This window comes from Hydrogenophaga sp. (genome assembly GCF_041913525.1).
In the GTDB taxonomy this organism is placed as follows: domain Bacteria; phylum Pseudomonadota; class Gammaproteobacteria; order Burkholderiales; family Burkholderiaceae_C; genus Hydrogenophaga.
In genome coordinates this window covers 1-16,724 of record NZ_JAYSFD010000021.1, presented here as the reverse complement: position 1 = coordinate 16,724, position 16,724 = coordinate 1, and the positions used below count along the sequence as shown (strand labels likewise).

The following is a 16,724-nucleotide window of genomic DNA, read 5'->3' as shown; positions in this document are numbered from 1 at the left end:
TCAGTGCACGCTGGCCGACGCGGTGGTGAACACGGGCGCGGGCTGGCTGCTGATGCGCACGTTCACGCAGGCGGGAGTCTGGCTTTGCACGGCCGCTTGCAGCGCCGGCCCTAGTTGGTCTGGCTCGCTCACCAGGCAACCCAGGGCGCCCAGCGCCGCCGCGGCGGATTCGTAGCGCGAGGTGGGCGCCAGCGCGCAGCCGATCAGGCGGTCTTCACCGTAATCGCGAAGCTGAATGAGGTGCTCGGCGTTCCATCGGTCGTCGTTGCCGATCACCGCGACGAAGGGGGCGTTTTCGCGCACGGCAGTGTCGAACTCCATGAAGTGAAAGCCGCTGGTGCCATCACCCATGAGCACCACCACGGTGGCCTGAGGGCGTGCGATCTTGGCGGCGATGGCGTAGCAGATGCCCCCGCCGATGGCGCCCGAGACGCCGTTGATGAGGCGCACAGGGGCGCGGCAGAAAGCCTGTGCCCATTGCCCGAACTCGCCGCCATCGCACACCAGGATGGGTTCCTGCGCTTGCGCCAGCAGGGTCTGTACTTGCTCGCAGAGATGGCGCGAACCAATGGCGCCCGGGGGCGGGGACACGGGGCATGCCTGTTCGCGCGACGCCACGGCCTGGGCCACTTGTTGCCGCCAGGCGTGGCGCGGCGCGGAGGTAGCTTGCCGCTGCGCCAGCGCCTGCAGAGCGGCGATGGGGTCTGCCTGAAGTGCGAGACACAGGCGCGATCCGAGGAGGCTGTGGGCCCTCTCCAGCAGGGTCGCGTCGGGGTCGATCACCACCACCTGGGCGTTGGCCGAGAAGACGCCAGGTTTGCCGAAGCCCAGGGTGAAGTCAAGCCGCTTGCCTGCGAGCACCACCACGTCTGCTTGCGCAATGCCCTGGGCGGCGGCGCCGATGGAGGGATCGCGCAGGCCGCGTGGGCTTTCCATGGAGATGACCGGGGCCTGCAGGGTGGCTGTCAGCGCGTCCCAGGCCGGTCGGGCATGGCCTCGGCACGCGCTCGGGCCGGCCAGGATGACGGGGCGTTGCGCCTGCGTCAGCAGCTTGCCCAGCACACCCAGGTCGGCATCGCTCACGGGCCGAGGCTCTACGCCCAGGGCCGGGGCGGCCGGGTCTTGGTCGGGCACTTGCGCGGTGAGCAGGTCAAAGGGCAGGGCCAGGTGCACCGGACCACGGCGCGGCGCCATGGCCACCGCAATGGCCTCATGCACTGAGGGTCGCAGCGCATCAAACGACGACACGCGGCGCGAGAGCTTGGTGGCCGGCCGCGTCATGGTGGCCTGGTCCAGTTCCTGAAACGACCCCATGCCGTCTTCGCTGGTGGGTGAGTCACCTGAGAGCAGCAGGAGCGGGCTTTCGGCGTGCAGCGCCGAGAACAGTGGCGCCACGCCGTTGGACAGGCCCGGCCCGGCGGTGAGCATGGCCACGCCGATCTCGCCCGTGACCTGGGCCCAGGCATCGGCCATGAACACAGCAGCGGCTTCGTGGCGCACGTGCACGATGCGAATGCCAGCGTCGATGCAGGCATCGTAGAGCGGCATGATCTGGTTGCCCGAGAGGCTGAAGATCGTTCGCACACCTTCGCGAGCCAGCGCGCGAATCACCAATTCAGAACCCAACATGCTTTTCCTGCCTTCTTCCATTGAGGTGTGGCCGCCTGGGGAGACGGGATGTGTCGGGAGTCTATATATTTAAGAAAAGTAGAACAAGAAAAAAAATAGTTGAACAAAAAAAGATTTTGGTAAACCCTGAGCGGGCAGGAGCTTGCCTTGGCGCGGGCCGTTCGTCCCGCAGGAATTGGATTGGCGAGGCGCTCAGCGCCGGGAGGTCAGGGCCTGCACATGGGCCGCGGGCATGAAGGCGTGGCCGTGGGCCTTGGCGTCGCGCACCAGCGTCCACAGGGCGCGCGCCGCGGGCGACAAGCGCTTTTCGTTTAGGCAGGCCAGGCCCACCCGGCGCGTGGAGGTGGGTTGGATGCGCCGGTACACCAGGCCCTGGTAGTCCTGCGGCAGCACCAGCGAGGCCAGAATCGAGATGCCCTGGCCGCGCCGCACGAACTCCAGGATCGACAGGATCTGGGTGAGGTCGTGCACGATGCGAGGCTTCACCTTGGCCTTGGCGAACATGCGCGCGATCACGGGCTGTGACCCGGCATGTGTCATGACGATGGGGTAGTCGGCCAAGGCTTTGACGGGCACGGTGTCCAGCGCGGCCAGGGGGTGATCGGGCGGCAGCACCACCAGCAGTTCGTCAACTGCCAGGATCTGGGTGTCCAGCTCGTCTTTGGGTAGGGCCACCACGCCAATCTCGATGCGGCGCTCGATGATGTCCCGGGCGATTTCCACGTCAGGCTTCTCGGTGACGAACAAGTCCACGCCCGGGTAGCGCTTCTTGAAGGCCTCCAGGATGGGCGGCAGCACGTTCAGCGAGGAGCTGGCCCCGTGCGAGCCGATGGTGAGCAGCCCGGTGTCGAGCTTGGCGCCGGCGCTGGCCGTGGCCCGCACGATCTGCAGCGAGGCAAACACATCGCGCACGTGGGGCAGGATGGCCTCGCCTGCGTGGGTGAGCTTCACGCCCGGGGCGTTGCGGTCTATCAGGGCAATGCCCAGGCTCTTCTCCAGCGCCCTGAGCGAGTGGCTGGTGGCCGAGGGTGTCATGCCCAGCCGCGCCCCGGCGCTGGCGATGCCGTTGGACGAGGCCAGGGTCAGCAGCAGTTCAAGCTGGCGAAGGGTGGGGCCCCCGCTGGTGGCGTCAGACATGGCCATGGTTTTAGTTGAATTCAAATTCAATTGAGCATGAAGCATGTGAATTCTAGACTGGCCTCATTCTGGACATCACGACCATGCTCATTCACTTCTTTTATGGCCTATCGGGCCCATCGGGCCTCTCGGGGGCGCGCCCATGAGCCCCATGTCTCCCGCCGCGCTGGCCGGCATCCGAGTGTTGGATCTGTCTCGCATCCTGGCGGGCCCGAGCGCTACCCAGTTGCTGGGCGACTTGGGCGCCGACGTGGTGAAGGTGGAGAAACCCGGCGAGGGCGACGACACCCGAAAGTGGGGGCCGCCCTATGTGCAGACCCCCAGCGAAGAAGACACCGAAGAGAGCGCCTATTACCTGGCCGCCAACCGCAACAAGCGCTCCATCGCGATCGATCTGGCCGCGCCCGAGGGGCGGGCGCTGATCCACCAATTGCTCTCGCGCGCCGACGTGCTGGTGGAGAACTACAAGGTGGGCACGCTGGCCAAGTACGGCCTGGGCTACGAGCAACTGAAAGAACGCTACCCGCGCCTGATCTATTGCTCGGTGACAGGCTTTGGGCAGACCGGCCCTTATGCCCACCGCGCCGGCTATGACTTTTTGATCCAGGGCATGGGCGGCATCATGAGCCTCACGGGTGAGCCCGACGGCACGCCGATGAAGGTGGGGGTAGGCATTGCCGACGTAATGACCGGCATGTACGCCGCCGTGGGCATCCTCGCCGCGCTGCAGCACCGCCACAGCAGTGGCCTGGGCCAGCACATCGACATCTCGCTGCTGGACACGCAGATCGCCTGGCTGGTGAACGCGGGCACCAACTACCTGGCCAACCGCGAGCTGCCCACCCGCCTGGGCAATGGCCACCCCAACATCGTGCCCTACCAGGTGTTCGCCACGGCCGACGAGCCCATGATCCTGGCGGTGGGCAATGACGGCCAGTTCCGGCGCTTCTGCGAGATCGCGGGCGCTCCTGAGCTGGCGCAGGACGAGCGCTTCGCCACCAACGTGGCGCGCGTGCGCCACCGCGAGGCTGTGTGCGAGCGGGTACAGGCCCTGCTGCAAGCGCGCTCGCGCGCCCATTGGCTGCAGGTGCTGGAGCAGGCCAACGTGCCCTGCGGCCCGGTGAACCATCTGGGCGATGTGTTCAGCGATCCCCACGTGCAGGCACGCGGCGCCGAGCTGCGCATGCCCTGCGCCTGGGCCAAGGACGGCGAGATTGGCCTGCTGGCCAACCCCTTGAAGCTCTCGCGCACCCCCGCGAGCTACCGCATGCCCCCACCCCGGCTGAATGAGCACCAGGCCGAGGTGCTCAACGACTGGCTCAACCCCCAATGACCCACCACAGGAGACGCAATGTTTGATATCACCCCCGCCCAGCAGGCCCTGCAGGCCCGCGCCCGGGAACTGGCCCAAGGTCACTTCGCCGCCACCGCCGCACAGACCGACCTCACCGAGCAATACCCCTGGGACAACATTGCCATGCTGCGCGAGGCGGGCTTCATGGGCATGACGCTGCCCAAGCACCTGGGAGGCCAGGGGCTGAGCTACCTGGACGCGGTGATCGTGGTGGAAGAGATGGCCAAGGCCTGCGCCACCATGGGCCGAATCACGGTGGAGGCCAACATGGGCGCCATCGGGGCCATCATGAAGTACGGCACGCCCGAGCAGCAAAAGCTGTCGGCGGCGGTGGTGCTGGCAGGCGACAAGCCGGCCATCTGCATCTCCGAGCCCAACGCCGGCAGCGCCGCCAGCGAGATGACCACCCGCGCCGATCGTAAGGGCGACCACTACATCCTCAACGGCGAAAAGTACTGGATCACCGGTGGCGGTGTGTCCAAGCTGCACCTGATCTTCGCCCGCGTGTTTGACAATGGCGTGGACCAGGGCATCGGCGCCTTCATCTGCGTGCGCGAGGACGACAAGCCCAGCGAGCTGGTGATTGGCCGGCGCCTGTACGCCATGGGGGTGCGCGGCATTCCCGAGACGCACGTGGAGTTTCGCGATCTGCCCATTCACAAGTCGATGCTGGTGGTGCCGCCCGGCGGGCTCAAGCGGGGCTTTGCGGCGCTCATGTCGGCTTACAACGCGCAGCGCGTGGGCGCGGGCACGGTGGCGCTGGGCATCGCCCAGGGCGCGTTCGAGGAGGGTGTGGCCTACCTCAAGAGCCGCGAGCAGTTCGGGCGCCCCATTGCCGAGTTCCAGGGCTTGCAGTGGATGGTGGCCGACATGTCTACCCAACTGGAGGCCGCGCGCCTGATGCTGCGCCACGCCGCGGCCAGCGGCGAAGACTTCCCCGACATCGACAAGGCCGCGCGGGCCAAGATTTTTGCCGCCGAGACCGCCAACAAGGTCACCAACGACGCGCTGCAGTTCTACGGGTCGTCCGGCTACGGCCGCCACCACCCCATGGAGCGCCACGTGCGCGACGCGCGCATGTTCACCATCGCCGGCGGCACCGCCCAGATCCTGCGCACGCAGGTGGCGTCCAAGGTGCTGGGCATGAAGCTGCCTCAGACGCGCGATGGCTACCTCAAGCTCGCTGCGGGCGACAAGACCTGATTCCTGACCACTTTCACCACAACCACAAAGGAGACAACCATGAACCGCCGACACCTCTTGGCCGCTGCGCTTTCAGCCGCTGGCGTGCTCACCCCCATGGGCCAGGCCATGGCCCAGGCCAAATACCCCGCGCAGGTGATCCGCCTGATCGCGCCCTACGCTCCGGGCGGCACGGTGGACATCCTCTCGCGCACCTTGGCCGAGCAACTCAGCCGCGACCTGGGGCAGTCGGTCATCGTGGAAAACCGCGGTGGTGCGGGTGGCACGGTGGGGGCAGACGTGGCTTCCAAGGCCCAGCCCGACGGCTACACCATTCTGTTTGGTGCGGTGCACCACGCGATCGCGCAATCGGTTTACCCCAAGCTGGGCTACGACATTCGCGAGCTCACGCCGGTGGGCTTCCTGGGCCGGGTGAACCACGCTGTCATCGTGAACAACGCGCTGCCCGCCAAGAGCGTGGCCGAGCTGATTCCCTTGCTGAAAAAGAACCCCGACAAGTACAGCTACGCCACGCCGGGCGCCGGCACCATGCAGCACCTGATGACGGAGTACTTCATGAACGTCACCAGCACCAAGATGGGCCACATTCCCTACCGGGGATCGGCGCCGGCCATCGTGGACGTGATGTCCGGCAATGTGCACATGATGTTCGAGACCATGCCCTCTGCCCTGCAGCACATCAAGGCGGGCAATGTGCGCGTGCTGGCGGTGACGTCCAGGCAGCGCTCGCCGCACCTGCCGGACGTGCCCACCGTCATGGAAAGCGGCGCCCCGAACTACGACGCCACCAGTTGGTACGGCATCTTTGCGCCGGCCAAGACCCCCGCGCACGTGGTGGACAGGCTAAACCTCGCCATCAACAACGCCTTCAAGGACAAGGCCTTTTCTGACAAATGGGTGTCGCTGGGAGCGGACACCGGAGGAGGCACACCAGATGAACTGAAGAAGCTGACGCTCGACGAAGTGAGCCGATGGGCTGAAGTTGCCAAGAAGGCCGGCATCACGGTGCAGTGAGCATCGAGCAGGTTCTCGGGCGGGCCTGACGCCCCGTGCCCCTCAGCGCATGTGAATGCCACCGTTCACGTCCACGATGCTGCCCGTAATGAAGCTCGCCCCCGGGCTGCACAGGTAGGCGATGGCGCTGGCCACCTCTTGCGGGTGGGCAATGCGCTTGAGCGGGAACTTGTCGAGGTCATGGCCGGCATCGTGGGTCATGCCAGTGGCCACCGGGCCGGGGGCCACGCCGTTCACGCACACACGGTGCGGCGCACCGTGTTGTGAGAACCAGCGCACCAGGGCGTGCACGCCACCCTTGGTCGCCACGTAGTGGGGGCTGGACATCAGGCCGCCGGTCCAACCCGCGATTGAGCCGCACAGGACCATGCGGCCGTAGCGCCGCTGCATCATGCCCGGCAGGAAGGCGCGGGCTAGGTTGATGGGGCCGCGCAGGTTGATGTTCATCACCCGGTCAAAGGCGGCGTCCCAGTCGTCGGCCATCCAGTCGTCTCGTGGCCAGATGCCGGCGGTGTCCACCAAGATGTCCACGTCGCCCAAGGCGCGGGCGATGGCCTCCACCTCGGCGCGCTGGCTGGTGTCGCAGCGGTGCACCGAGGCCACCTGCGGCACCTGCTCATTGACCCGGCGCGTGGTGGCCGGGTCTTGAATGTCCAGCAGGTGCAGGCGCACGCTCGCTTCACCCAGCAGTTGTGCCACCTGGTGACCAATGCCGCCGGCCGCACCGGTGATGACGGCCACCTGTCCGTTCATGTTGCGTTCCATGTCGCTTCGCCTTTTCGGAGGGGCACGGGGGACTCAGAGGGGTACGTAGTGGCGGTTGGGGGGGCCGCCGTACGGCGCCCAGCCCGCCCCGGCCATGTAGCCGCCGTCGCACACCAGGGTGGAGCCCGTGACCGCGCTGGCTGCAGGCGACAGCAGGAAGGCGATCACCTCGGCAATCTCTAGCGGCTGCAGCAGCCGGCCTTGCGGCGTTGCGTCGAGGATGGATTTGAAGTCGCTGTTCTCGCGCTCCTTGCGGCGCACAAAGGGCGTGTCGGTCCAGCCCGGGGCCACCGCATTGACCCGCACGCCGCGGCCAGCCCAGTGGGCGGCCAGTGACTGGCTGAGGTTCACGATGGCGCTCTTGGCCGCTCCGTAGGCCAGCACCGGCCCCGGCCGAAAGGCCAGCACCGAGGCGAGGTTCACCACGGAACCGCCCTGTCCGCTGGCTGCCATGTCGCTGCCGAACACCTGGCACGAGAGGTAGGTGCCGTTCAGGTGAGAGTCGATTACGCGCATCCAGTCGGCAGATGCGTACTGTTCGATCGGCGTGGCCGTGGGCGGAATGCCGGCGCAGTTCACCAAGCCGTTGATGGCCGGGGTGCCATCCGCCTTCACCTCGTCCAGGATGGCTCGCAGCCGGACCTCATCGGTCACGCTGCCCTGGTGTACCCGCAGGTGATGGGGAAACTGCCCGGCCAGGGCCTGCGCCCGTTCCGTCTGCAGGTCGATCAGGGTGACGTGGCACTGGCGCTGCAGCAGCAACTTGGTCAGGGCCAGGCCAATGCCGCTGCTGCCGCCGGTGACCACCACCGACATGGGCGCCTGTGCGTGGGATGAAGGCATGAGATCTCCTGAAGGGTTGGCCCGGTGCGCATTGCGCTGGCGGCCAGCCGGTTGGGGGGAGGGCACGCGCGAACGGCCTGCTTGCTGTCACGGGTTGGTCCTGTTTTGGTTGAATCAAAACTATATAGTTGAATATAGTTTGTTCTGCTAGGGAAACCACTATGACATTTGCAAGTTGCGCGATCTTACTATGTAGTAACGGCTGATCCTGATGGATGAGTCGTGTTGCGTGAGGCAGGTGTAGAAGCGAAGGCATAGGTTAAACCATGTCCGTGGTTTCCTCGGCAGAGGTGCACGGCAAGGCAGGCCGAACACAGAGGGCGATAGCCCACCTTTCAAAGCAGGAGACAACATGAAGACCATCACCAAGATCGTGTGCGCCGCTGTTGTGGCGATCTCGGCCAGTTCGGCCAGCTTGGCTCAGGACAAGCCCAACGGGGGTGACACCCAGATTCGCGTGCAGGAGTACCCCGGCTCGATCCTGGGCATTCCCATGTGGGTGGCCATTGAGAAGGGGTTCTGCAAGAGCTACAACATCCGCTGCTCCACCGTGGGCCTGGCCAGCGGTCCGCTGGGGCTGCAGACCCTGGCGGCCGGCAGCATTGAGGCCACCTTCGCCTCCAACGAGGTGAACCTCATGGCGGCCTCGCGCGGCAACGAGATCCAGCTGGTCGTGGGCCACAGCCCCAACAACTACTACACGCTCAACGTCAGCAGCGACTACCCCCTGCCCAACCGCAGCAAGGGGTATCCGGAGTCCATGAAAGACCTCAAGGGTGCCAAGGTGGGCGTGACCGCACGCGGCTCGGGCATCGAGATCGTCACGCGGGCGCTGCTGCAGGGCGCCGGCATGAAGGGTGATGACGTGACCTACGTGGCCGTGGGTGCCCCCGCCACCTCGTACCCGGCGCTGCTGGCCAAGCAGATCGACGCTTCAGTGTCGTTCGAGCCTTTCAACACGCTTTGCCTGGCCCAGAAGACCTGCGTGGAGCTGGTGAGCCCAGGCAAGGGTGAAGGGCCGGCCAACATGCTGGCCATGAACGGCGGCTTTGCCAGCTTTGCGATGCGAAAGAACTTTGTGCAGTCCAACCCCAAGGCGGCGGACGCCTTCATCGCGGCGGTGCGTGATGCGATCACCTGGGTCAAAGACCCCAAAAACTACGACGAGGTGGTGGCCATCACCAAGAAAAAGATGTCGATGGGCGACATCCCCGATGCCGACAAGGTGCTCGCTCTGCTCGTGAAGGGGCAGACCACCAGCCTGGGCTACACGATCGAGCGCAAGGCGGTGGACGCGACCTCTGATTTCCTCATGCAGAACAAGCTGTCGGAGAAGCCGGTGTCGTCGGCCTCTGTGGTGTACGAGAAGGCCCCCAAGCCCTGAGCCGAGCGACCAAAACAGACGGAGTCCCGCCAATGATTGAAATCAACAACCTGTCGCACCGCTTCGGGGGTGAGGTGTTCGCGGTTCAGGACGTGACCCTCTCCATCGCCGCGGGCGAGTTCGTGTCCATCGTGGGGCCGAGCGGCTGCGGAAAGACCACGGTGCTCAACATCGTGGCCGGCCTGCTGCCAGTGGAGCAGGGCACGGTGATGGCCAATGGCGCGCCGCCCACCGCCGGGCGTCACGACGTGGCCTACATGTTGGCCAGGGATTCCCTCTTTCCCTGGCTCACCGCGCTGCAAAACACCGAATTCGGTGCCGAGCTGCGCGGCGAGCCGGTGGAGTCCCGGCGCAAGAAGGCCATGGGCCTGCTGGAGGCGGTGGGCCTCAAGGGCTTCGAGAGCAAGCTGCCCAAGGCGCTGTCGCACGGCATGCGCCAGCGGGTGGCGCTGGCGCGCACCTTCTGCCTGGACTCGCAGATTCTCTTGATGGACGAGCCCTTCGGTGCGCTGGACGCCCAGACCAAGCTGCAGCTCGAAGACGTGCTGTTGCAGCTGTGGGCCAGCATGCAGCGCACGGTGATCTTCATCACGCACGACCTGGCCGAGGCGGTGCTGCTGTCCGATCGCGTGATCGTGATGAGCTGCCGCCCTGGGCGGGTGGTGGCCGACATTCCCATCCCGCTGAAGCGCCCGCGCTCGGTGAGCGATCTGCAGCGCGATCCGCAATACCACGAGCTGTACGCCGAGGTGTGGTCGCGCCTGGAAGAGGGCATGAAACAACACGACCGGGTCATGTAAGGGGTACACAGGTGATCGCACTCATTCGCTTCGTTCTGCTCATCGGCCTGTGCTTGGCCTGGGAATACGTCTCCATCAAGGGGATCATCAACCCCATTTTCATCGGGCGCCCCACTCAGATCGCGCTCTACCTGTTTGATGGGCTGTTCATCAACTACGAGTTGCTGGTCCACGCCTACTGGACTTTGCTGGCCACGACCGCAGCCTTCGGCCTGGGCAGCGTGATGGGCATTCTATTTGGCTTCCTCTTCGTTACCTACCCATCGGTTGAGAAGCTGCTGGAGCCGGTGTTCGATGGCTTGAACGCCTTGCCTCGCATTGCGCTGGCGCCGCTTTTTCTGCTGTGGTTCGGCCTGGGTCTGTCGTCAAAGATTGCGCTGGGGTTCAGCCTGACCTTCTTCATCGTGCTCAGCAGCACCGTGGCCGGCGCGCGTGGCGTGAACACCGACTTTCTGATCCTGGCCAAGACCATCGGCACCAGTCCCATGACGGTGTTTCGCAAGATCACCTTGCCCAGCGCCGTGCCGTCGATGTTCTCCGGCCTGCGCCTGGGCTTGATCTACGCGCTGCTGGGGGTGATTGCCGGCGAGATCATCGCGGCCGAAAAAGGCCTGGGGCAACTGCTGAGCTTTCTGGCCGGCAGCTTCAAGACCAATGGCGTGTTCGCGGTGCTGATCCTGCTGGCCTTCATGGGCAGCATGCTGACCCTGGTGGCCAGCAAGATCGAGGCGCACCTGCTGCGCTGGCGCTGAGCCGCGCGCCTCTGCCCGCTCAGAACGCGATCTTCAGACCACCCGACGGCACGTAGAGCTGATGAAAAAAGATGGGAACGCCATGAGAACTGTTGGCCATCACCTCCAGCCAGGTGCCGAAGCTCTTGGGGGGAATGCCCAGGGCGTCGGTCGCGAACTTGGGCAGCGGCGCCGCGCGCACGGTGCGCATGATCTTGGAGGCCGTCACGCGGTAGACCTCGGCCGTGAGCTTCACGAAGTTCTCGCTGTCCAGGTCTTTCAGCTCAATGGTCTCGAACAGCGGAAAGCGCTCGGGGCACACGTTGTACTGGCTGAAGAACGAGAAGCCTTCGGCGTGGATGACCCGCTCCAGGCGAATGATGCGCTGATCGGTCTTGCCGCTCCTGAGCCAGGTGGCCCAGCTCGCGTCGGATTCCACCTCGACGCGACGAAGCACCTTCGTCGTCATGGGCACGTACCGTGATTCGTCGGGCGACAGCACCCGGTAGATCCAGGGCTCGCCCATGCGTTTTTCGCGAGGAATGATGAACGTGCCCTGACCCCGCTTTCGCTGCACGTATCCCTCGCTAACCAGAAACCCAATGGCCTTTTGCACCGTGCCAAGGCTAAAGGGCGTGATTTTTGCCAAAACTTGTTCGGTGGGTAATTTTTCGTCGTCTTTCCAATGGCCATCTTCAATTGCCGCGATCAACACCTGCTTCAGCGCTTCGTGCTTGGGCTGCTGATTTTTTATGTGCGACTTGTACCGCTCGTAGAAACCGTCGTTTTCCATGGTGTGCGTCCTGAAGGGGGCGTTGGAAGGCTTGAGTTGGGCATTATAGGCCGCCATCCCCGTAGGCTGTCCAATGTAATTTTCTTGCCCCTTGTGTTGACTGGTGCCGCTATTGCGGCGGCGGGAGGGCTGAAATGAGCGCGGGCATGGTGGTGTGTTCCCACCCATTGGCCGCGCAGGCCGGGGCGGCGGTGTTGAAGAACGGAGGCAATGCAGTGGATGCCGCCATTGCGACCGCATTGGCCTTGTGCGTTGTGGACCCGGCCAATGGTGGATTTGGCGGCTACGGCGGTTACATGACCGTTCAAATGGCACCGGGTGAAACGCCGATGGTGGTGGATTTCAATACCCGCATGCCCGAGGGATGGGGTGGCCGCGCCTTGGCGGGTGCCAGTCGCTGCGGCCCATTCGTGAATGGCGAGCATTCGATTGCCCTGCCTATGGTGCCCAGCGGTCTGGCGCAGGCCCATCGCCAATTTGCTTCGATGCCCATGGCCGATCTGGCGAAAGGCGCCATTCAATTGGCGCGGGACGGCTTTTTGATTGACGCCAATCTTCACAAGGCCCTGCGCTGGATGGAACGACGATTGGCTTCGGTGGGGGATTCGTTTTGCGAGGTGTTTGGCCAGAATGGACATTTGTGCCAGCAAGGGGATGGCTTGGTGCAAAAAGACCTGGCCGAAACCTTGGTCGATTTTGCGGCCGAGCCGGAAGGCTTCTATTCGGGTGCTGTGTTTCGCGCCATCGCCCAATACATGGGCCAGAAAGAAATGCTGGGTTGGTCTGAGGACATGCCAATTGCCCCTTCTTTTGTGGTGCCGGCGGAGCAATGGAAGGGGCCCGGTTTTTCGGTGGCGGGGCCTTCGCTCGATGAATCGGGTTATGGCATCTTTTTGCCCGCATTGGTCCAATACGCCGAATCATTCAAAGGCGGAGCATTGGTCTGGGAGGCGAGTGCTTTTGTGGCCGCTTTGCAAACGGCCTGGCAATGGCGCGCGGCCAATACCGAATCGCCCGAATCGGTCACCAAACACACCACGCATTTCTGCGTGAGCGATGCCCGGGGCGGCCTGGTGTCCTGCACCTTTACGCACGGCCCTTTGTGGTTTGGCTCGGGTGTGCTGGTGCCGGGCACTGGCGTGGTGATGAATTGCGGCACCAACCTGGCGCGGTATTCCAAGCCCCACGGACGCTGGCTGGCCATCAACAACCTCACGCCGGTGCTGGTGTGCACCGAGTCGGGCGACCGGTACGCCATGGGTGCGCCAGGGGGCAGTCGCATCCCTGCCATCGTGCTCAAGCTGCTCATCGATTCGGTGGTCCCAGGCGGCGAGCTGGCATCGGCCATGGACCGCCCGCGCGTGTCGGTATCGCCCCAGGGCGAGGTGGAGGCCGAGCCCGAGGCGAACTGGCCAGGGCCCCACCGGGTGCTGGGGCCGGAAGAGTTTTATGGGCCGGCGTCGGCCATTGGCCTCATGGGCGATGGGCGCGCGGTGGTGGCCGTGGATCGGCGATGCGCCTCGGGATTCGCCCAAGCGTAAAGACGGATTTTTTGACAGGAGACCTCATGACCAGCAGCAACAAAAAAATTGGGGTGATCGACACCACCCTGCGCGACGCCCACCAGTGCCTGTGGGCCACGCGAATGACCACCCCGCACATGCTGCCCGTGGCGCGGCAGATGGACCGGGCCGGTTTCGAGCAGATCGACTTGGCCGGTGCGATCCAGTTTGACGTGTGCGTGCGCTACCTCAAGGAAGACCCGTGGGAGCGGGTGCGCCTGATGCGCGAGCGCGTGACCCACACGCCGCTGCGCTATCTGGTGCGAAGCAAGAACCTGATGGCCTTTGACATGCTGCCCGACGACATCATGGACCTGTGGGTGGAGCGCATCGTGGCCAACGGCTTCGGCGTGGTGGGCTCTTTTGACGGCCTCAATGACGTGGACAACATCCTAGCTTCGGTGCGTGTGGCCAAGCAGATGGGGGTGAAGACCTTTGGCGCTCTGTCGTATTCGCTGAGCCCGGTGCACACCGACGAGCTGTACGTGGAAACCGCCCGCAAGCTGGTGGCCAGCGGCATGGTGGACGCCATCATGCTCAAGGACGCGGCGGGCCTGCTCACTGTGGATCGCGTTCGCACCCTGGTGCCGGCCTTGAAGAAGGTGATGGGCACGGTGCCGCTGGAGATTCACAGCCACTGCCTGACCGGCCTGGCGCCCCTGGTGTACCTGGAGGCGGTGAAGTGCGGGGTGGATCTCATCCACACCTCGATCGCGCCCATGGCCAATGGCGCGGCCCAGCCGTCCACCCAGAGCATGGCGCGCAACCTGAAGTTTCTGGGCCACGACGTGGACGTGGACGCCTCGATCATGGAAGAGGTGGGCGAGCACTTCCGGCGAATCGCGGTGGCCGAGGGCAAGCCCCTGGGCCAGGTGCTGGAGTACGACGCCTTCCACTACGCGCACCAGATGCCCGGCGGCATGCTGAGCAACTTCAAGTCGCAACTGGAGGCCGCGGGCCTGCAAGACAAGTTTGACGAACTGCTGCAAGAGGTGGCGCGGGTGCGCGAGGAGTTGGGCTACCCGATCATGATCACGCCCTTCGCGCAACTCGTGGGCACCCAGGCCGTGCTCAACGTGGTGCACGGCGAGCGCTACCGCGTGGTGCCCAACGAGATCAAGAAGTACGCGCTGGGCTACTACGGCAAGTTGCTGGCCCCCATTCACCCCGAGGTGCTCGACCGCATCGTCGAGAACGGTTCCAGGCAGATCGCCCTGACCCCCGTTGCCCCGGCCCCGGCCGTGGCCGAACTGCGCCGCAAGTACCCCAACGCTTCCGACGACGAGCGCCTGCTGCGCTTCATGTTCGCTGGCTCGCAGGTGGACGACATGCTGCGCGACAAGGTGCCGGTGGTGGACTACCGCCACGAGCACTCGGTTGTGGCCCTGGTGCGCCACCTCGCCCAGCAACCCAAGCGTGCCCGCATCCACATCGAGCGGGGCAGTTTTTCCCTGGAAATGGCCAGCTACTGACCCACCCCACCGACCCAATTTTTCACACACGAGGAGACCAACATGAGCAACACAAGCCTGCGGCACGAAGACGTGCTGGAAATCATCAAGCTGGTGGAGATGGGCGACGCCTTCACCGACTTCAAGCTGCGCTACGAGGGGTTCGAGATCGAGATCAGCAAGGGTGGCGGCCGTGCCGTGGTGCAGACCACGGCCCCTGCGGTGATCGCCCAGCCTGCGGCCCCCGTGCTGGCGCCCAGGCCGGAGGCCGCGGCGCCAGTGACGCCATCGGTCGCCACCATCGGCGACGGCATGGTGGTGGTCACGGCGCCCATGGTCGGCACCTTCTACCGCGCCTCCGAGCCGGGCGCCGAGCCTTTCGTGAAGGTGGGCAGCCGGGTGCAGGCCAACGACACGGTTTGCATCATCGAGGTGATGAAGCTCATGAACGCGCTGGGGGCCGAGGCCGCTGGCGTGGTGGTGGACGTACTGGTGGCCGACGGCCAGACCGTGGAATACGGCCAGCCGCTCATCGTCATCGACCCCACCCAGTGAGGCAGCGGCATGGCATCCACCCACAGAATCAAGAGCGTGCTGGTGGCCAACCGCGGCGAGATCGCGGTTCGCATCATCCGCGCCTGCCATGAAATGGGCATCGAGGCGGTGCAGGTCTTCTCCGAGGCCGACCGCGACTCGCTGGCGGTGCGTATGGCCGACCGCGCCGTGTGCATTGGCGGCCCCCGCCCGCACGACAGCTACCTCAGCCAGCAGCGGGTGCTGGCCGCCGCCAGCGCGCTCAAGGTGGATGCCGTCCACCCGGGCTACGGCTTTCTCTCGGAGAACGCTGCCTTTTCCGATCTGGTGGAAAAAGAAGGCTTCACCTTCATCGGCCCCACGGGCGACACCATCCGGGCCATGGGCGACAAGGCCATGGCGCGCCGGCTGGCCGAAGAGGCGGGCGTACCCACCACGCCGGGCTCCAAGGGCGTGATCGAAGACGCCAGACAGGCCGCTACCATTGCCGAGAAGATCGGCTACCCCGTGCTGCTCAAGGCCTCGGCCGGTGGCGGCGGGCGTGGCATGCGGGTGGTGCACGACCCCTCGCAGATCGAGCGCGCCTTTCTGGAGGCCTCGCGCGAGGCCATGGTGGCCTTCGGCAACGGCGCCATGTACCTGGAGAAATTCCTCACCGACATTCGCCACATCGAGATCCAGGTGCTGGGCGATGGCGAGACGGTGGTGCACCTGGGCGAGCGCGACTGCTCCACCCAGCGCCGCAACCAGAAGCTTATCGAGGAAAGCCCCTCGCCGGTGCTGAGCGACAAGCTGCGTCAGGACATCGGCCGCGCCGCCATTCAGCTCTGCCAGCACGTGAAGTACCGCAGCGCCGGCACCATCGAGTGCATTCTTGACCTGGCCTCGCAGTCCTTCTATTTCATGGAAATGAACACCCGCATCCAGGTGGAGCACCCGGTCACCGAGATGATCTCGGGCGTTGACCTGGTGAAGGCCCAGATCGCCATCGCCGACGGGCAGGGCGTGGGCATGCGCCAGTCCGATGTTCGCCTCAGTGGCCACGCCATCGAGTGCCGCATCAACGCCGAAGACCCCGCGCGCGACTTTCTGCCCAGCCCGGGCCGCATCCACAGCTACACCCCGCCCGGGGGCATGGGCGTTCGCATGGACAGCCACCTGTTCACGGGCTACGTGGTGCCGCCGTATTACGACTCGCTGCTGGGTAAGGTCATCTGCTGGGGGCGCGACCGGCCCGAGGCCGTTGCCCGCATGAGGCGCGCCTTGTCCGAGCTGGAAATCGATGGCGTGACCACGACCCGGCAGTTCCACGAGTCGCTGATCGCCACCGACGATTTCGCGGCCGGCCGCATCCACACCCGCTACGTGCAAAACATTTACCTGCCCGGCCTCGGGCAAAGCTGAGCCCGCGCAGGAGACACCTCATGATCAACAAAATCGCGCCCTCGGTATCGGCCGCGCTGGCCGGCCTGCAAGACGGCGCCACCGTGCTCATCGGCGGCTTCGGCACCGCGGGCATTCCCA

16 protein-coding genes are annotated in these 16,724 nt (G+C 65.1%); 11 read left to right on the top strand and 5 right to left on the bottom strand.

Going from position 1 to position 16,724, the window contains the following annotated elements; translation table 11 throughout:
• Both ACE3RQ_RS17965 and ACE3RQ_RS17960 read right to left on the bottom strand, forming a co-directional pair.
• Entirely contained in the window at positions 1-1,629 is a 1,629-nt protein-coding gene (locus ACE3RQ_RS17965; protein ID WP_374523455.1) for a thiamine pyrophosphate-binding protein, read from the bottom strand.
• A 192-nt stretch (positions 1,630-1,821) separates the two neighbouring features.
• On the bottom strand, positions 1,822-2,766 hold the full coding sequence (locus ACE3RQ_RS17960; protein WP_374523475.1) for a LysR substrate-binding domain-containing protein: 945 nt from the start codon (positions 2,764-2,766) through the stop codon (positions 1,822-1,824).
• Positions 2,767-2,908: 142 nt separating this feature from the next.
• On the opposite strand from ACE3RQ_RS17960, the gene ACE3RQ_RS17955 reads away from it, so the two are divergent.
• From ACE3RQ_RS17955 to ACE3RQ_RS17945, 3 genes are read left to right on the top strand one after another with little or no spacing between them, the layout of a single operon-like run.
• The gene (locus tag ACE3RQ_RS17955) at positions 2,909-4,099 is read left to right on the top strand and encodes a CaiB/BaiF CoA transferase family protein (protein WP_374523453.1); all 1,191 of its coding nucleotides are present in this window, start codon (positions 2,909-2,911) and stop codon (positions 4,097-4,099) included.
• Positions 4,100-4,117: 18 nt separating this feature from the next.
• On the top strand, positions 4,118-5,323 hold the full coding sequence (gene acdA / locus ACE3RQ_RS17950) for a 3-sulfinopropanoyl-CoA desulfinase (protein WP_374523452.1): 1,206 nt from the start codon (positions 4,118-4,120) through the stop codon (positions 5,321-5,323).
• A gap of 39 nt (positions 5,324-5,362) precedes the next feature.
• Positions 5,363-6,337, top strand: a complete 975-nt coding sequence (locus ACE3RQ_RS17945) for a Bug family tripartite tricarboxylate transporter substrate binding protein (protein ID WP_374523451.1) — start codon at positions 5,363-5,365, stop codon at positions 6,335-6,337.
• Positions 6,338-6,379: 42 nt separating this feature from the next.
• On the opposite strand, the gene ACE3RQ_RS17940 is transcribed toward ACE3RQ_RS17945, so the two are convergent.
• Together ACE3RQ_RS17940 and ACE3RQ_RS17935 are read right to left on the bottom strand one after the other, a co-directional pair.
• The gene (locus tag ACE3RQ_RS17940) at positions 6,380-7,102 is read right to left on the bottom strand and encodes an SDR family NAD(P)-dependent oxidoreductase (RefSeq protein WP_374523450.1); all 723 of its coding nucleotides are present in this window, start codon (positions 7,100-7,102) and stop codon (positions 6,380-6,382) included.
• A 33-nt stretch (positions 7,103-7,135) separates the two neighbouring features.
• Positions 7,136-7,945 (bottom strand): SDR family NAD(P)-dependent oxidoreductase, encoded by an 810-nt coding sequence (locus ACE3RQ_RS17935; protein ID WP_374523449.1) that lies wholly within the window; start codon positions 7,943-7,945, stop codon positions 7,136-7,138.
• Between the two features lie 352 nt (positions 7,946-8,297).
• Here ACE3RQ_RS17935 and ACE3RQ_RS17930 point away from each other — a divergent pair, with 352 nt between their 5' ends.
• Genes ACE3RQ_RS17930 through ACE3RQ_RS17920 form a run of 3 tightly spaced genes read left to right on the top strand, consistent with a single transcriptional unit; the run spans position 8,298 to position 10,881 of the window.
• Complete coding sequence (locus ACE3RQ_RS17930) at positions 8,298-9,329, top strand: ABC transporter substrate-binding protein (RefSeq protein ID WP_374523448.1); 1,032 nt, start codon at positions 8,298-8,300, stop codon at positions 9,327-9,329.
• A 32-nt stretch (positions 9,330-9,361) separates the two neighbouring features.
• Positions 9,362-10,129: an ABC transporter ATP-binding protein gene (locus ACE3RQ_RS17925; protein ID WP_374523447.1), complete on the top strand. Its 768-nt coding sequence runs from the start codon at positions 9,362-9,364 to the stop codon at positions 10,127-10,129.
• Between the two features lie 11 nt (positions 10,130-10,140).
• The gene (locus ACE3RQ_RS17920) at positions 10,141-10,881 is read left to right on the top strand and encodes an ABC transporter permease (protein WP_374523446.1); all 741 of its coding nucleotides are present in this window, start codon (positions 10,141-10,143) and stop codon (positions 10,879-10,881) included.
• A 19-nt stretch (positions 10,882-10,900) separates the two neighbouring features.
• Here the strand turns inward: ACE3RQ_RS17920 and ACE3RQ_RS17915 are convergent, their stop codons facing one another.
• Entirely contained in the window at positions 10,901-11,653 is a 753-nt protein-coding gene (locus tag ACE3RQ_RS17915) for a GntR family transcriptional regulator (protein ID WP_374523445.1), read from the bottom strand.
• 134 nt (positions 11,654-11,787) lie between these two features.
• Between ACE3RQ_RS17915 and ACE3RQ_RS17910 the strand changes: the two genes are divergently transcribed.
• The 5 genes from ACE3RQ_RS17910 to ACE3RQ_RS17890 all read left to right on the top strand — a co-directional run.
• Entirely contained in the window at positions 11,788-13,194 is a 1,407-nt protein-coding gene (locus tag ACE3RQ_RS17910) for a gamma-glutamyltransferase (RefSeq protein WP_374523444.1), read from the top strand.
• Between the two features lie 26 nt (positions 13,195-13,220).
• Positions 13,221-14,687, top strand: coding sequence for a pyruvate carboxylase subunit B (locus tag ACE3RQ_RS17905; RefSeq protein WP_374523443.1), 1,467 nt, complete (start codon positions 13,221-13,223; stop codon positions 14,685-14,687).
• A 42-nt stretch (positions 14,688-14,729) separates the two neighbouring features.
• A complete protein-coding gene (gene accB / locus ACE3RQ_RS17900) occupies positions 14,730-15,221 on the top strand; it encodes an acetyl-CoA carboxylase biotin carboxyl carrier protein (RefSeq protein ID WP_374523442.1) in 492 nt (163 codons plus the stop codon).
• Positions 15,222-15,230: 9 nt separating this feature from the next.
• Positions 15,231-16,604 (top strand): acetyl-CoA carboxylase biotin carboxylase subunit, encoded by a 1,374-nt coding sequence (accC, locus tag ACE3RQ_RS17895; protein ID WP_374523441.1) that lies wholly within the window; start codon positions 15,231-15,233, stop codon positions 16,602-16,604.
• A gap of 20 nt (positions 16,605-16,624) precedes the next feature.
• A partial coding sequence (locus ACE3RQ_RS17890) for a CoA-transferase (RefSeq protein ID WP_374523474.1) occupies positions 16,625-16,724 on the top strand: 100 nt, incomplete at its 3' end.

Excerpts from the sequence above, each read along its gene's own strand:
- acdA (WP_374523452.1), top strand. The coding sequence starts at position 4,118 with ATGTTTGATATCACCCCCGCCCAGCAGGCCCTGCAGGCCCGCGCCCGG.
- ACE3RQ_RS17930 (WP_374523448.1), top strand. The coding sequence starts at position 8,298 with ATGAAGACCATCACCAAGATCGTGTGCGCCGCTGTTGTGGCGATCTCG.
- ACE3RQ_RS17965 (WP_374523455.1), bottom strand. The coding sequence starts at position 1,629 with ATGTTGGGTTCTGAATTGGTGATTCGCGCGCTGGCTCGCGAAGGTGTG.
- ACE3RQ_RS17905 (WP_374523443.1), top strand. The coding sequence starts at position 13,221 with ATGACCAGCAGCAACAAAAAAATTGGGGTGATCGACACCACCCTGCGC.
- ACE3RQ_RS17955 (WP_374523453.1), top strand. The coding sequence starts at position 2,909 with ATGAGCCCCATGTCTCCCGCCGCGCTGGCCGGCATCCGAGTGTTGGAT.
- ACE3RQ_RS17945 (WP_374523451.1), top strand. The coding sequence starts at position 5,363 with ATGAACCGCCGACACCTCTTGGCCGCTGCGCTTTCAGCCGCTGGCGTG.
- ACE3RQ_RS17935 (WP_374523449.1), bottom strand. The coding sequence starts at position 7,945 with ATGCCTTCATCCCACGCACAGGCGCCCATGTCGGTGGTGGTCACCGGC.
- ACE3RQ_RS17915 (WP_374523445.1), bottom strand. The coding sequence starts at position 11,653 with ATGGAAAACGACGGTTTCTACGAGCGGTACAAGTCGCACATAAAAAAT.
- ACE3RQ_RS17925 (WP_374523447.1), top strand. The coding sequence starts at position 9,362 with ATGATTGAAATCAACAACCTGTCGCACCGCTTCGGGGGTGAGGTGTTC.
- ACE3RQ_RS17960 (WP_374523475.1), bottom strand. The coding sequence starts at position 2,766 with ATGTCTGACGCCACCAGCGGGGGCCCCACCCTTCGCCAGCTTGAACTG.
- ACE3RQ_RS17910 (WP_374523444.1), top strand. The coding sequence starts at position 11,788 with ATGAGCGCGGGCATGGTGGTGTGTTCCCACCCATTGGCCGCGCAGGCC.
- accC (WP_374523441.1), top strand. The coding sequence starts at position 15,231 with ATGGCATCCACCCACAGAATCAAGAGCGTGCTGGTGGCCAACCGCGGC.
- ACE3RQ_RS17940 (WP_374523450.1), bottom strand. The coding sequence starts at position 7,102 with ATGGAACGCAACATGAACGGACAGGTGGCCGTCATCACCGGTGCGGCC.
- accB (WP_374523442.1), top strand. The coding sequence starts at position 14,730 with ATGAGCAACACAAGCCTGCGGCACGAAGACGTGCTGGAAATCATCAAG.